At 67.6% G+C, this 14,885-nt stretch carries 14 protein-coding genes; 1 reads left to right on the top strand and 13 read right to left on the bottom strand.

Features of this window, described 5'->3' with window-relative positions; translation table 11 throughout:
* From D7V77_RS20370 to D7V77_RS20355, 4 genes are all read right to left on the bottom strand, one after another.
* The coding region (locus D7V77_RS20370; protein ID WP_147452113.1) for an MlaD family protein at nt 1–1,145 on the bottom strand (1,145 nt) is incomplete at its 3' end.
* On the bottom strand, nt 1,142–1,972 hold the full coding sequence (locus D7V77_RS20365) for an ABC transporter ATP-binding protein (protein ID WP_120577957.1): 831 nt from the start codon (nt 1,970–1,972) through the stop codon (nt 1,142–1,144). The genes D7V77_RS20365 and D7V77_RS20370, both read right to left, overlap by 4 nt.
* A gap of 13 nt (nt 1,973–1,985) precedes the next feature.
* Nucleotides 1,986–2,780: an ABC transporter permease gene (locus D7V77_RS20360; protein WP_120577956.1), complete on the bottom strand. Its 795-nt coding sequence runs from the start codon at nt 2,778–2,780 to the stop codon at nt 1,986–1,988.
* A complete protein-coding gene (locus D7V77_RS20355; protein WP_120577955.1) occupies nt 2,777–3,283 on the bottom strand; it encodes a hypothetical protein in 507 nt (168 codons plus the stop codon). The genes D7V77_RS20360 and D7V77_RS20355 overlap by 4 nt, the downstream gene beginning before the upstream one ends.
* Nucleotides 3,284–3,620: 337 nt before the next feature.
* Between D7V77_RS20355 and D7V77_RS20350 the strand changes: the two genes are divergently transcribed.
* Nucleotides 3,621–4,001 (top strand): hypothetical protein, encoded by a 381-nt coding sequence (locus tag D7V77_RS20350; RefSeq protein ID WP_120577954.1) that lies wholly within the window; start codon nt 3,621–3,623, stop codon nt 3,999–4,001.
* Here the strand turns inward: D7V77_RS20350 and D7V77_RS20345 are convergent.
* The 9 genes from D7V77_RS20345 to D7V77_RS20305 all read right to left on the bottom strand — a co-directional run bounded on the left by D7V77_RS20345 (nt 3,998) and on the right by D7V77_RS20305 (nt 14,822).
* Nucleotides 3,998–5,128: a DNA replication/repair protein RecF gene (locus tag D7V77_RS20345; protein ID WP_120577953.1), complete on the bottom strand. Its 1,131-nt coding sequence runs from the start codon at nt 5,126–5,128 to the stop codon at nt 3,998–4,000. The two genes, D7V77_RS20350 and D7V77_RS20345, sit on opposite strands and share 4 nt — an antisense overlap.
* 109 nt (nt 5,129–5,237) lie before the next feature.
* A complete protein-coding gene (locus D7V77_RS20340; RefSeq protein ID WP_120577952.1) occupies nt 5,238–5,705 on the bottom strand; it encodes a hypothetical protein in 468 nt (155 codons plus the stop codon).
* Between the two features lie 14 nt (nt 5,706–5,719).
* Nucleotides 5,720–7,186: a hypothetical protein gene (locus tag D7V77_RS45740; protein ID WP_120577951.1), complete on the bottom strand. Its 1,467-nt coding sequence runs from the start codon at nt 7,184–7,186 to the stop codon at nt 5,720–5,722.
* Nucleotides 7,176–8,495 carry a hypothetical protein gene (locus D7V77_RS20330; protein WP_120577950.1) on the bottom strand — a complete coding sequence of 440 codons (1,320 nt, stop codon included), beginning with the start codon at nt 8,493–8,495 and terminating at the stop codon, nt 7,176–7,178. The genes D7V77_RS45740 and D7V77_RS20330 overlap by 11 nt, the downstream gene beginning before the upstream one ends.
* 145 nt (nt 8,496–8,640) lie before the next feature.
* A complete protein-coding gene (locus D7V77_RS20325) occupies nt 8,641–10,086 on the bottom strand; it encodes an SAVED domain-containing protein (protein ID WP_233597124.1) in 1,446 nt (481 codons plus the stop codon).
* Between the two features lie 83 nt (nt 10,087–10,169).
* Complete coding sequence (locus D7V77_RS20320) at nt 10,170–10,655, bottom strand: Mov34/MPN/PAD-1 family protein (RefSeq protein WP_158624446.1); 486 nt, start codon at nt 10,653–10,655, stop codon at nt 10,170–10,172.
* Nucleotides 10,642–12,474: a ThiF family adenylyltransferase gene (locus tag D7V77_RS20315; protein WP_120577947.1), complete on the bottom strand. Its 1,833-nt coding sequence runs from the start codon at nt 12,472–12,474 to the stop codon at nt 10,642–10,644. Before D7V77_RS20315 ends, D7V77_RS20320 begins: the two co-directional genes overlap by 14 nt.
* Nucleotides 12,471–13,598 (bottom strand): nucleotidyltransferase, encoded by a 1,128-nt coding sequence (locus tag D7V77_RS20310; RefSeq protein WP_233597125.1) that lies wholly within the window; start codon nt 13,596–13,598, stop codon nt 12,471–12,473. Before D7V77_RS20310 ends, D7V77_RS20315 begins: the two co-directional genes overlap by 4 nt.
* 9 nt (nt 13,599–13,607) lie before the next feature.
* On the bottom strand, nt 13,608–14,822 hold the full coding sequence (locus tag D7V77_RS20305) for a hypothetical protein (RefSeq protein ID WP_233597123.1): 1,215 nt from the start codon (nt 14,820–14,822) through the stop codon (nt 13,608–13,610).
* Nucleotides 14,823–14,885: the final 63 nt, after the last annotated feature.

Raw genomic sequence — 14,885 nt, 5'->3', positions numbered from 1 at the left:
GGCGTGAGCGGGGTGGGCGCCGTCTGGGGGGCGCCCACCTGGTCCAGGGACTCGCGGTTGCTCACGGAGAAGCGCACCAGGGCGCGGAGGATGCGGTTGCGCTTCACGTTGCCCAGCACCTCGCGCAGGTCGTCGTAGACGGTGGGGTCGTTGACGAGCGCGCCCAGGGTGCCGTCGCCCTTGGCCACGGTGGCGGTGATGGTCTTGATGTCCGCGGCGGCGCTGCCCAGGTCCGCGAACATGCCCTTGGCGTCGCCGTAGACGAGTTGGTGCACGGCGCCGTTGGGGCTCTTCTTCGCGTCCTCCAGCAGGCCCGCGAGCTGGCCGGCGGCCGCGCCCAGCTCACGCATGGCCACCGCGCCGTCCTGCCCGTAGATGAGCGCGTGCGCGGTGCCGTCGCCGCGGCGGACCTCGGCCAGGATGGCCTCCACGTGGCCCAGGGCGCCGTCCATGCGCTTCGCGGCGCCGGACGCGTTGGCGAGCAGCGTGTTCACCTCCTGGCCCGTGCGCGGGTCATAGATGAGCGCGTGCAGGGCGCCGTTGCCCTTCTCCACCTCCTCTATGATTTTGCGCAGCGAGGCGATGCTCCGGGCCAGGTCCCGCGACAGGTCCGGGTTCGAGTAGGCCTTCACGGCGTCCTTGAGGGACTCGCTGATTTCGACGGAGTTCTCCATCACGCGGCTGGCGCTGGACATGAGACTGGACAGGTCCCCGCCGCTGCTGGACTGGATGACGCCGCCGGGCTCCACGGCGGGCTTGTCCGCGCTGCCCAGGGAGATGTCCACCGCCTTGTCGCCCAGGACGCCCATGCTGGTGAGGCGGGCCACGGAGTCCGCGCGGATGCGGCTGGCGTAGGCGCTGGCCACCTGGAGCTCCACCTGCAGGCGGCTGTCCTTCAGGTCCTGGGAGAAGGACACGCTGTTCACGCGGCCCACCTTCAGGCCGCCAATCCACACAGGGGACTGGTCGCTCAGGCCGTCCACGCTCGGGAAGTAGGTGTGGAAGATGACCTGGCGCTGGAAGAGGTTGGACTCGCGGCCGATGAAGAAGACGACGACGCCTGCCACGGCGAGGCCAACGGCGACGAAGAGGCCTGCTCGCACGGCCAGGCGTTTCTCCTTCGAGGTCGACGTGAAGAGACTCATGGTGTTCCCCGGGGGTTCAACTCCAGGCGGCGCGCGTCGATGAAGGCGCGCACCTCCGGCACCTGGGAGCGGCGCATCTCCTCCGGGGTGCCTACCTGGACGATCTTCCGGTTGGCCAGCATGGCCATCCGGTCCGCCAGCACGAAGGCACTCACCATGTCGTGCGTGACGACAATGGAAGTGGCGCCCAGGCGCTGCTTCATCGACTCAATCAACTCGTTGATGGTCTGCGTGGTGACGGGGTCCAGGCCCGTCGTGGGCTCGTCCCAGAGGATGACCTCCGGCTCCGTGGCGATGGCGCGCGCCAGGCCCACGCGCTTGCGCATGCCGCCGGACAAGTCCGACGGCATCAGCTTCTCCGTGTTGGGCAGGTCCACCAGCTCCAGCTTCTCCGCCACGCGCTTCTGGATTTCCGCGCGGGACATGGTGGGGAAGTGTTCGCGCAGCGGGTACGCCACGTTGTCCGCCACGCTGAGCGAGTCGAACAGCGCCGCGCCCTGGAACACCATGGCCACGTGCTTGCGGACCTCCAGGAACTGCGCCTCGGAGAACTTCGCCAGGTCGTAGCCTTCGAACAGGATGCTGCCGCCGTCCGGGTGCAGCAGGCCGATGAGGCACTTGAGCAGCACGCTCTTGCCCACGCCGGAGCCGCCCAGCACCACCAGCGTCTCCCCGGCGCGCACGTCCAGGTCCACGCCGTCGTAGATGCGCTTGGGTCCGAACTGCTTCATGAGCCCGTCGAAGCGGATGAGCTCCTCGCCCGGCGTGGGCTTGCGGAAGCTGAACGGGACAGCGGGGTCTTGGTGGTGGTGGCGGGCCTTGCGCATGGTGCGGGCGGCTTCAGAAGTAGAGCGTGATTTTCGTGATGAAGAAGTCCGCCAGGCACACGGTGACGGAGGTGATGGCCACCGTCTGCGTGGTGGCGCGGCCCACGCCCTCCGTGCCGCCCTCCACCGCCAGCCCCTTGAAGCAGCCGACCAGGCCGATGATGAGCCCGAACACGGCGCCCTTGATGACGCCGGAGACGAAGTCGCCCATCAGCACCGCGTCCAGCGCACCCTGGAAGAACTGGTCCAGGGAGATGCCGTACTGGGAACGCACCACCAGCGCGCCGCCCACCAGGCCCACCACGTCCGAGAACACGGTGAGCACCGGCATCACGATGAGGCACGCGAACACGCGCGGAACCACCAGCTTGCGCAACGGATCCGCGCCCAGCGCGCGGATGGCGTCCACCTGCTCCGTCACGGTCATGGAGCCCAGCTCCGCGGCGATGCCGGACCCGATGCGCGCACCCACCGTGAGGGCGGTGAGCACGGGGGCCAGCTCCCGGAACAGCGTGAGGATGACCACGCGGCCCACGGTGTACTGCACGCCGAAGCGCGCGAGGAAGTAGCCGAACTGGAGCGAGATGACGAGCCCGGCGAACGTCGCGGTGAGCAGCGCGATGGGCAGCGAGCGCACGCCCAGGGATTCGGTGTGGAAGACGAGGCCGGCCCAGTCGTAGGGCGGGCGCACGGCGCGGCTGAACACCTGGCCCGTCATGACGGACAGGGCGCCCAGGGACTCCATGCGCTCGCGCAGGCGCTCCTTGAGGCTGGCGCCTCCGGAGAAGAGCTTCCCCTCGGGCATCATCGCTGGCGCTCCGCGCGGAAGCCCTGGAAGAGGCTTTCGAAGTCCGCCATGCGCGCGTCGGCGGCGCCCACGGGGGCGACGTAGCTGAAGTCGAAGACGCAGTTGTCCTTCTTCACCACCACGAGCTCCAGGGACACGGGCACGCCGTCGAGCTTCGCGACGTAGCGGCTTCGCAGGGCCTCGCGGTCGTCCAGGGTGAAGGTGCGCTGGCCCAGGTCCTGGCGCTCGGTGAAGCCCATGAGCAGGTGCTTCGTGAGGACCTGGAGGGACGGGTCGTCATGGTCCCGGCACGTGGAGTTGGTGGCGATGACACGGCCGGTGTCGCCGCGCTCCACGAAGGCCAGGTCGTTGTCGTCGAAGCCGCGGCGCTCCCAGACGTCGTTGGACAGCGGGCCGACGCGGTACTTCACGTCGGACTTCCGGAGCACCGAGTCCTCGAACGTCGCGCGGTGGCACCCCGCGAGGAGGGCGGACAGCACGAGCGTCAGCAGCAAACGCGACATGGCACCATTTCGTTCGTCCCGGGTCCGCCCGGTGGGACGGCGGGCATGGTCATGGTGCACGCCCGGCAGGTCCGCAAGAACTTCGTCGGAGCGAACGTCGACTCACGGACTCGCGCCTGCCGAGGGCCCGGCACCCCGAACGGGCTCCGGGCGACAGGTGCGCACGCGTTCGTGGGAACACGAAGGAGACCGGGGCCAGGCGTCGTCTATTCCGGAGGAGGTACCGGGGTCGCTCTCCCGCCGTGTCCCCGGTCGGACTGGGGGAGTCGGGGTGCATGGGGACAAGAGGAGGTCCCATGTTCAGCCGGGAGCCGGGGATTCTCCCGAGGAGGATTCGATGGACGGCGGACTGGCGATATTCGGATTCGGGTTGTTCCTGCTGTCGATTGCCAACCTGTACGCGCGCACTTCGTACTGGCTGGCGTGGCCGCTCCTGGCGCTCTCCATGCTGGCGATGGGGATGGCGTTCAGCGAGTCGAAGCGCCTGCGCGACGTGTCGCTGGGGGTGGCGGCGGCGCTGGGGGTGTTGTTCATCGTCGCGTTGGCGACGAGCACCGTGTGGTGGCTGACGATGGCGGTGTTCCTGTTCGCGGTGGCGTTCGGGCTGCTCTGGGCGGAGTTCCGCTTCGAGTACTTCGGGCACGTGACGCGGCAGGAATTGCCCCACCATCCGCGCCGGTCGGTGCACTGGCCCTGGCACCGGCGGCGGGTGCACTAGGGTTGTGACGGAGGCTCGGTGGCCACCTGTCCCGCGTGGACGGTGAGCCAGAGGGAGTCACTGGCGGCGGCGGCTCGGACGAGCCCCGCGTCGGTGGTGGTGAGGAAGACCTGCGCGCCGCTCCGGGCGAGGTAGCCCATGAGATAGGCATTGCGCTCGGGGTCCAGCTCGCTGGAGACGTCATCCAGCAGCAGCAGGGGGAGGAAGCCCATGGCGGCCTCCAGGTTTTCAATCTCGGCAATCTTCCAACCCAGCACCAAAGCGCGCTGCTGGCCCTGGCTCGCATAGGCGCGAGCGCTGCGGCCGCCCAGCGTCACGGACACGTCGTCCACATGCGGGCCCACGGAGGTGAAGCCGCGGTCCAGGTCACGGCGCAGGCGCGCGGAGAGGGCTTCGCGCAGGGCGGAGGCGAGGGCGGCCTCGTCGGCGTGGGCGAAGTCGGCGCCGAGGTGCGCGGGGTGGTAGCCGTAGACGGCGGGGTCCACGGTGCGGCCGATGGACGCGAAGGTGGCCTGGGCGCGGGGCGCGAGCTCGGCCATCAGCGAGCGGCGGCGGGCGTAGAGGCGTGCGCCCGCGCGGGCGAGGGTCTCGTCGTAAGCGTCGAGGTACGCGGCGTCGACGGTGGCGCCGTCACGGAGCAGGCGGTTGCGGTTCTTGAGGGCGCGGGCGTACTCGCGGCTTTCCCGGAGGAAGGCGGGGAAGCGGTTGAAGACGGCGCGGTCGAGGAACGCGCGGCGGGAGTCGGGGCCGCCCTTGATGACCTCCAGGTCATCAGGGGTGAAGGCGACGACGGAGACACCGCCGAAGTAGTCCTCGAGGCTGGCGGCCTTCTTGCCGTCCACGAGGGCCTGGCGGGTGCCGCCGCCGACCTCGACGGAGATTTCGCGCTCGGCGCCCTTGAGGAGGAAGCGGCCGGTGACGCGAGCGGCCTGGGAGCCCCAGCGCACGAGTTCGGAGAGGCGTCCGGCGCGGAGGGGCTTGAGGGTGGCGAGGAAGTAGAGCGCCTCCAGGAGGTTGGTCTTCCCCTGCCCGTTCTGGCCCACGGCGATGGTCGAGTGGGGGCTGGGTGCGAGCTGCACCGCCGGGAGGTTGCGGAAGTCCTGGACCTGGAGCGAGAGGAGGCGCACAGCGTCACCGTGAAGGGGCCGACCTTCGTACTACAGATGCGGCGGCCGGCGGGGCGCGGGATTCAGCGGGTGACGCTCGGTTGGTGGGGGCGGGTGGAAGCGCGCGGCTTCAGGCTGAGCCCTGCATCCGCTCCAGCGTGGAGATTTCCTGGAGTGTCTGTTGGTAGGCCTCCCGGGGCAGCACCTTCTGAATCCGCTCGAAGAAGTGCCTGGCCTCCTTCAGGACCTCGGCAACAAGGACGGCGAGTTCTACGGATGCCTCGCGAACGTCTCCCCCGATGACGACACGCATCGTCGCATGCCCACCGACCCCATCGGGTGTGATGCTCAGTTCGATGGGTTGATCGGGGAAGAAGGTCTGGAACGTTTCCCCCCTTTGAAGGTCGGCCACTCCTCCAACGAGATAGGCCCACAGCTGATCGATGTAGTCCCACTCCTGGCGGGTCAACATCGAGCGCCCACCCATGGAGAATTCCATCGCGCCCTCGATGTAGTCCTCGTCGGGGATGGGGCCGACGAAGGCATCGATTGGTACGAAGACCTCTCCTTGCCTGAAGTAGGTGGCGATCTGGACCATGCGTCTTGCTTCACCTATCGGGGGTAGAACTGACCGACTCGGCCCTGGTTGAGTCCCAGGACGTACTCTACTCCATCGACAGTCCCCCTCAGTTGGTACATCCCGCGTGTTCCTCGCCCGACCATCCGCGCCCGGTTCTGCTGAAGGACCGCCTCGATGGCACGAATCACGTCCTCGAAGCCCATCTTCGCGCCAAAGAAACTCTGCGCCTCTTTCGTCGTCCCATCCCAATACCGGGGGTGATGCCGCTCGAGGATGTGCTGGAGCCCTTTCTTGTCGAGAAGGAACGTCTCTGCGCCCGCCTGGAATCGCTTCCCCGAGAAGTCCTTGAGGTCGTTCACCACACGCTCGGGTGGCGCGACCTTCAAGCCGCTTCCGCCCCCTGGCTCCGCCGAGGCAAGGACATACAGCCCTCCAACACCTGTCCCCACCGCGTGGGCCATCCGTCCCACTGGAATCGCGACGCGCTCCATCACCAGCGCCCCCTCGCCGGTGAGGGACAGCACGGGGAGCATGGCGTCCGCGCCTCCCATCGCCGTGGTCAGAGCGCCAGTGGAGCCCTTCGCGACACCTCCTCCGGCATAGAGCGCCGTCAACAGCTTCGCGACTGCCCTGACCTGCTCTCCTCGCGTCATGAAGGTGAAGCGCTCCAGGTACTCGGGCGAGGAAGCGACGAGGGCGGCGATGCCCTCTGGCAGGTGTTGAAGAGCCAGGAGGCTGTCCGTTGGAGCGGTGAGGAACTTCCCGATGGACATGGCCAGTTCGAAGAACGCGTCCCCGGCGCCGTCCAGTGAGCGGCCGAGGATGTCCGCGTCGTCGTACACCTCCACGACGAACCCATTGAACACGGGCTGGAGCTGCTCACCCGTCGGCCGGAACACGCCACCGGTGTTGACGTAGAAGCGCCCCAGCTCGAAGCCCAGCGCGACGAAGGCTCCGTCCTTCCACTCCACCGGCCCCACGCGTTGCTGCGTACGCCCGTTGATGACCCACGCGAGATAGCCGTCGGGCCTCAACACCGCGAGCCGTTCGAGGCGGGTCGTCCGGCGCAAGAGCTCTTCCCGCGACACGCTGCTGCCCTCCAGCACCTCACGCAGCAGCAGGCTCGCGCCCATGCGAGGCGGGAAGTTGCCCAGGGTCACGGGCTTCTTCAGCAACACCGACAACAATCGCGCGGCCTGCGTTGGCGTCAGCGCGGACGCACGCAGGGGCAGTTCGTCCCAGGGGGCCAGCCCCGCGAGCATCAACAAACGCTCGAAGGCATCAGCCTCCTCGGTGCCGTGAAGGACGGCCCGCGCGGCGACCTGGCTCCGTGTGCTCCGTGCGGCTTCCGTGTCCAGGGAGCGCTCGGCGTGATGACGACGCAATGGCGCGCCTCCCGAGCCCTGATTGAAGACGCTGGGGTGCCTGGACGGCGGCCTTGTGGAAACACAGCCCGTGACGAGCAGGACCGCGCTCAGCAGCAGCACCTCAGCGCGCATTGTCGACTCCCACACCCAGCGAGGCATAGGCACCCGGACGCAGCGCCCCGTCCGCCTCCGGGAACAACAGCGTCCCTCCCTGTCCCAGCGCGTACAGCCTGCCTGCGAAGCGCCAGCGCAGGTCTCCGGACACGAGGACACGGGCCCCCGGCTGGCCCAGGCCCATTCCCAGCACGCTCGCGGCGAGTTCCAGGTTCCGATCGAAGAGCTGGAGCGCGAGGCGTCCGTCCGTGTCCACGCGCCCCCAGGTGAAGACCTCCACCGCCCAGGAGAAGGTCAGGTGCCGATGCACCCTTCCCACCAACTGCTCTGCGTCCCAGCTCACGTCTGCCTCGGCGTAGACAGATCCCCCGTCCGGGAATGACGCCTTCGCCAGGGGCTGACTGGAAGCGCCCACCGCCCGAAAGCGCGCCAGCTCGTAGTCCGGGCCAAAGGCATCTTGGCGGAAGCCTCCGTGCTGCCGCCGCGCCTCCAAGCGCAGCCGCGCATTCAACGCGGGGCTCTCCACGTCCGCACCGATTCCGGCCACCGCGCCCCATGCGCCACCCGTTCCAGGCTGGCCTCCCCAGCCGGCCAGCAGGTGCAGTTCGAAGCCCGGACGCGTCCACACCATCGCGGTCCCATCCAGGTGGGCCAGCGTGACCTTGGGCGAGGTCCCCTCTCCCTTGCCACTCTCGTGCACCGCGGACACGGCCAGCGTGTATCGTCCGGCCTGGACGGGCCGCCCGAAGAGGACGTGCTCCAGGTCCACCTCGGCTTCCGCCCCGAAGAGCCGAGCACCCAGGACGTCCGAGGCAAACGCCTCCACGTAGAGGGGGCCGAGCGTCCCGGTGAGGAGGCCACCCGCCGGGTGGTAGTCGGGGTTGATGCGGTTGGAGTAGCGCCGCACAAGGTGCCCGGACAGCAGGCTGTAGCGCTCCAGCGCCCCCATCCACAGCGACAGGGGCGCTTCATTCGACCCCAGCTTGAGGGCCCGAATCAGTTGCCCCCAGTCGGACAGACTGTCCCAGTCTTCCTGGCGGAAGGCACCCGCGTTCCGTACGCCGCCCCACAGGCGCAGCCGCACCGGCGCCCCCAGGTTGACGCCGAACCCCGCGCCACCATCCAGCATCAGGGTAGGACCGAACTGGATGAAACCTTCGCGTGTCCCGCTGTCGCCGCCAGGCAGCAGGGCCAGGGTCGACACGTCGAGCCGGGTCAGGAAGTGCCAGTCCTCCGCGGCATTGGGCGGTTCCAGTTCCTGTGCGGCCACTCGGTCAGGCCATGCCCAGAACAGAAGACACAGCACCACGCCCCATCTTCCGCCCATGAATCGCCCCCTCGCCTTGCGTGAAGCCACCGCGCAGCCATGCGAGACAATGACTACCAGGGTGGTCTGACTTGACGACCCTCGACGAAGGCGGACAGCAGAGAGGGGCTTCGCGAGTGGCGCCGACTGGAAGGCGGATGGACCTTCACCCGGTTTCCATCATCAAGAAAGGGACGTAACCGCCCTTGGCAGTCCGCTCGTAGGCCACCACCAGGCCCATCGCATTGAGGCGTTGGCCCAGAAAGAGGCAGCAGCCTGCTGGGGCGTAGGGGATGAGGTGCGTGGTGGCGGTGCGAAACCGGACGCGGGACTGACGGATGAGTTCACGTGCCCGCACCGCGAAGGCGACTGCGTCTCCGTCAGAGCCCACCGCACCATCGTGCGGCCCTCCATCCGGCTCCAGCACCAGGACCGCGCGGAAGCGCCCCTGATGCTCGGCTTCGAACCGCTCCACGTCCGGGCCCGCGTCACCCGTGAGTTGAAACACCACCAGCAGGTCCTTCGCGTCCGGTGTTCCCTCTCGCTCGGTGCTTCGCAGCTCCCGCCGCGTTGGCGTCGCGTCCGAGCGCCACAGCACCGTTTCGCCGCGTGTTGCCTGTTCCACCCGGAAGCGATCGCCCGCGACTTCCGGGAAACAGGCACCCACGGCCAGCGAAACCGACAACGGCACCTTGCCCCGGAAGTCGATCAGCGCCTCCGGTGGTCGGGATGCCAGCCTGCCTCGGGCCTCTCGCAGTTCAGGAAGCAATCGCTCACGCCAGACCGCCTCCGACGGCACTTCTCGGGTTTCCCTGTTGAACTGCTGCGTCCAGTCCAATTCCACCATCGGTGGTTCGCGCCACTGGCGCCTGGCCCACCCGTGGATCCACAACCCCACGCCTGGGGTGTCGGTCCTCGGCGACAGAAGCCCACGCTCCCGGATGAAGACCTGGAGCTTCGCCCTATCCAACCGCTTGGCCTCGCCACCGGCCTCGATCCACTCCCGAATCCCATCCAACGCGATGGCCCGGGGCTCCGGGCCCTGCCTCAGCCCGTGCATGCGCATGCGCTCATCCACGCGCTCTTCCATTTCCACCATGCTCGCCAGGCCCAGGCGGAACCGCAGGTCCGCGCAGAAGACGCGCAGGACGTCCCACTCCACCCCCAGGTGCTCCAGCCATCGCATCCGAGCCATCTTCAGCACCCCGGTCGGAGCCTCCGCGAAGAAGTCCTCGGTGAGGCTCCAGTCCCGCCCCTGGAGGTATCGACCCAGCTCTGGATCCGCGGGCCAGTTGCTCACCAGCCACACCTCCACGGGCCCCTGTTCGCGCAGTGTCTTCCAGGACGCGAAGAGCTTCTGGAGGAGCGACCGTCCCCGGCCGACCGTTTCCGTCAACCCTTCCAGCGTGTAGAGCGCCCGGTGGTCCACATGCCATTTCACCTGCATGTACCGGCTGGCCGCTTTCATACCAGGGCGAGGGTGCAGGGTGACGTCGTCCGCCGCGCCCGCCTCGGGATGTTCGACGAAGGCGGACGCGAACGGACTGTCTTCGTCCAGCAGCGACAGCAACACGTACCAGCTGAAGAGGTGCTGGTAGCGGTCGCCCTGCATTCGAGATGCGCTTTGTTCGCCCATGGGGTCACGTCACATGAAGAACGGATGACAGCTCAGGAATGACACGCCCCAAGACGCACTCACACCCGCGGCAGCGGGACCGCCTCGGCATCTCGGGGAACGACGTGGACACTGACGGACCATTCTCCCGCCGGGTCCCCACCGACAATCAGCAACAACGGCTCCGGACACCGATAGCGGGGATCGCGGGCAATCGACATGAGCTGCCTCAAGTCCGTTGCACTGGGGATCGGCGCCGCGAACGGGTGGAAATGCCACTCCCCGAGGTAGTGGTCGCGGCGGGAACTCCAGCTGCGGTCGAGTAGCGCCTGCAGTCCTTTCGTTCCACGCTCGAACCATGCCAGTCCTCGCTTCGAATCCGGCGGTGGGCTGGACACCCTGCGAACCCGGGCGCAGTCGAGCGCCTCGGAGTAGTGCCCCACCAGGATACCGCCTGTCTCGTGCTGCTCAGAAGCCCGGCAGAGCTTGAGCAGCTTTCGCAGCAGGGGTTGGGGCAGGTGCACCTGGAAGCACGCATCCTCTGAATGAAACTCAAGGTCCGGCATGCGCACCTGTGCCGTCCCCTCGGCGTACCCCCTGGAAGTCATCGTCTGTCCCTTCGCGGGAATACGTCTCCACCCGGGTCATGGGGCGCAGCTTCGCGGACCGCACCAATGCCTTCACGGTGAGGGCCGCAGCCAGCATCACGTCATCCGCCCGAGCAGGAAAGACCGGATGCCAGCACCCGACGCCCTCTCGTGGCAGGTCCGTGCGAAGCAACTCCTTGTAGTCCTCGCGGATCCATTCCCCGCACTGCGCCCAGAAAGACTTCACGGGAAAAGATGTGCCAGTGGCGCTGAAGCACAGGACCCGCCGCGCCCCTACGCCAAAGGACGCGGAGAAGAAGAGCCGGGGCTCATCCCAGGTGATTCGCGCCAGCGCTTCGAGGACATCATTGGAAGCAGTGCAGTCGATGACCGTTTCGCACCGGGACACGAGCCAGTGGGGCTGCTGGGGCGCCAGTTCCAACGACTGCGCAAGGGCATGCACCTGGAGGTCCGGGCTGATGGAACGCAACCGCTCCGCGAGTGCGCGGGCCTTGGAGGCTCCCACCTCCGTCAGGTCCAGCGTGTGCCGCACCAGGTTGCCACCCTCGACGATGTCAGGGTCCATGACGACCAGTCGGCACACGCCTCCTCGCACCAGCATCTCCGCGACCGCGGACCCCAGCGATCCCGCACCGAGCAGCAGGATCCATGAACGCCGCAGTTCCTCCGGCAGCGCCCCACGGCTGCGAAGCTCCTCGGGAGCCCAGTCATCGGTCTGGAGCCAATCCACAGGCAGCGGTCTGGCGAACAGGTTCGTCAGGTCATACGCCTGACGGTTCCGCACGGTGCGAGAGTACCCGCGCAGCGCCACGTCTCCGTGGGAGAAGACCGGCAGCCGCGCCGCCCACCAGTGCGTCCGCACGGCGGGCTCTCCTACCCTCGCGGACACAGGGAAGCCCATGAGGCAGAGGTGCCTCGTTCCATCCCGGAGTCGCTCAGCGAACGCCATCAAGTCGTCCCTCAAGTCCCAATGCTGGGCCTTGGCTGCGCGCTCCAGGTCCTGCCAGGTGGTGGGCGCGGCGTGGACAGGGAGCAGGGGGAGTTCCTTGCAGCGCATCCATGGAATCCGCACACGTCGCTTGCGCGGGACCCTGTTGAGAAGATCTCCCCATTCCAGTGAGAACAGCCAGTGCCCCTCGAACGAATAGAAGGCGCGCACCGCGAACACCCGTGGGTTGCCGGGCAAGGGCACCAGTTCTGCCCACCCGCGTGAATCCGTGAGCGCGTTCCAGAGGGAGAACTTCTCGGGACCTTCACTGAAGACCACCCGGGCACGGTCCCGAATAGGCAGGTCCGGAAGCTCGAAGGGCTGTCCCGGGGCAAGGAGCTGACCGCGCGCCGCGGCCATGAGCCACTCCTGAAGCGCGTGGACATACCACTCGAGTCGGCCCGCGGCATCGCGAGCCTCCTCTTCCTCCACCCTGAAGCCGAGAGACGCCCTTCCCGTCTGGAGGCACAGCAGCCCATCGCGCCAGGGCCGGGTGGCCGGCCCCGGCGTGTTCAACCGCTGGTGCGGATAGGTTTTTTCGAGGCTCCCGGTCTTCGACGGATGAACGTCGATGCGCCCCAGGGGATAGCTCGCGTCGATGAAGAAGTACCACTCCGTCCACTCAGGAATGGTGCTTCCCCGAGTATCAGCCCGCACGCGCAGCGGAAGCACCCAGACCGACGTCTCCGAGTCCCACCACAGGTCACCGAGCAGCACGACGTCGGATCGACCATCCAGAACCCGCCGCCCCATGCGCAGGTCCTCCGTCAGCTCCGGCACCTGCTTCACGCGAACCTGCCGGAATCCACGCTCCCGCTTCCTCCCTCATGGGGAGTGAACGACTTCTTCGGTCCTCCTTCGGGCGCGGAAGGGAACTTGTCTCCGAAGAGCTCCCGCCATAGCGGCGCCGCAGTCTGGGCGTCGGGGGACTCGAAGGCCTTGCGCGCCAGCTTCGCGGCGACGCCCACCTGGGTATGGAACTTCGAGAAGTCATCGCTGGAAATGCGTGCCATGACGTTCTGGTCCACGCCCCGGTCCTGCGCGTACGGAACCTGCGCGGCAGCCACATGCCCTCCATAGCGACGATGGAAGTCCTCCAGGGTCCGCACCACGCCCTCGGCCACGGACGTGATGCCCTCGGGACAGCAATCTCCCAGCAGGTGCTCCAGGGGATAGCTCTTGGGGCGTTCGGGAAGCTCCTTCAGGTGGACCAACCGCCACCATTTGAGCGCCTTGACGACGTTGACGAAGTGGCCGGAGGTCCGAGCGTTCTTCTGATTCGTCCAGCGCAGCTGCGCGAGCGGATGGGTGTCCTGCCAGGCCCCCGCCGCCCTGTCGGGAATGCGCAGCAAATGCGCCTTCCAGATCTCCTCCTCCTGATCGGATTTGATCAAGGGCTCTTCCGAAGACTCCTCGTCAAGACGAACCAGCGTTTCACCCTTCGCAAGGTCGCTGTAGATGCCGGCCTCCGCCTCCGTCGGCGCCGCAGTGATGACGAGATCCATCTCGACGCTGTACATCTCGATACCGAAGGAGCGGCCCTGCCGCTGGTACTTTCCCGGGTAGTGCTGCTTCAGGAAGGGCTCGAAGCAGTCCATCGCCTGGTCGGGCGTGAACTCGGACTCCTTCATCCGGGTCACCACGACGAGGTCAACATCCGCGCGGTTCCCATCTTTGGGGCGTACCGCCGTGCGCCGCTTGTAGCTGCCCTGCAGGAACATGCCGACGAACCCGGGAACCAGAACCGTGTCCTCCTGCAGGCGCTTCCGGAGCAGCGAGTGTCCCTGGATCATGTCGGCGCGCTGCGCGGGGGTGGGACGGATCTTCTGGAGGAAGTCGATGAAGTAGGTGGGAAGAGGATTGCTCATGGCATGAAGATCACGATGGGCGCGGCCGTTATTACCCGCGCCCATCACCGGCCTTCAGCCTGGCTCCACGAGCCGCACCGCCGGGTCGCCCAAGAGGACGTAGCGGGTGACGTCGTGCCGCTCCATCCACAGGCGTGCTCGCTGGATGCGCACGTCCAGCGGCAAGGGGTCCTTGGACGGCTTCGCGGCGTCCTGCTGGTAGTGCCGGCTCAGCTGTGCGTCCAACTGGCCCGCGTGACGAAGGAGCATCTGGAGAGACACGCCCGCGCGATAGCCCTGCAGCAACTTCGTCATCACCGACTCGAGCCGGTAGGCATGGGACTGACCCGTCAGCACGTCGTGGAAGGCGTGGATCCAGGCCATGTCAAGGTGGGCGATGACCGCGAGCGGACCTTCGGGATTCGCCAGCGCGGCCTGGGGCAGGGCCGCGCTGAACGAGCGGCCGTCCTGCGGGCGTGACTGGCGGATGCTCTCCAGGATGCGTGGAGACGCCTTCCCGGACTCCACAAACTGCTTCATCCAGGGCTCATACACACTCTGGAGCGGAGTGCCCGCCCCGAAGCAGGCGAAGTAGAACCAGACACCGCCCGGCAGGAACGGCCGGCGCCGGAGCTCCTCTGGCGTCAACACCACGCCTCCCCCCATGTACATGTTGCCCTGCCCCTGTCGCTGGCCCAGCGCGCTGCTCCAGCCTCCTTCGGGTGCACCCAGTCCGTGGCTCATCGTGAAGAGCAGGCTCGGAACAGCCGCTCCGGCCACTTCAAGGAGCCGCTCCAGCCCCCCTTCCGGAAGCGTCTCCTCCAGGAACTCGCTCGCGGGGAAGTGGTTCTGACCGTGCTCCTCCCGGCACCGCCCGACGGTCGGCGCGACAAGATTTCGCTGCCCCATCCGCGTGGCGAGCGACATGTCGTTGACGGCGAGGAACACCGCACGGGCCCGCCGGTGCGGCTCGGAGACACAGGTGTGAGCCAGGACCTTCTCGACGTAGGACGAGTAGTCCGCCTCTTCATCGAACGCCAGGCGGCCCACGAAGCAACCACCGTCCTCCACGAGGGATGTCTGTAGCTCCAGCGAGAGTTCATCCAACCCTCCCGCCAGCAACACATACCTCGCATGGTCCCGCTCGGGACGCGACCAGGAGTGCAACGTCCGAACACGGAAGTCGTCAGCCTGGACCGCATCCATTCCTGGCGGCACCCGGTAGGTCTCCACTGGAGCACCCTGCTCCTGGGACCGCAGTTCGCACAGGCGCGCGAGACGGACTTCCACGGCCCGCCCCCGCGGCGTGTCCGGGACCAGCAGCGCCCAGCGCTGTTCACGCAATTGGTCAGG

Source organism: Corallococcus sp. CA041A, assembly GCF_003612075.1.
Taxonomy (GTDB): domain Bacteria; phylum Myxococcota; class Myxococcia; order Myxococcales; family Myxococcaceae; genus Corallococcus; species Corallococcus exiguus.
Note: the sequence above shows the minus strand (reverse complement) of the source record. Positions and strands in the feature narration are given on the sequence as shown.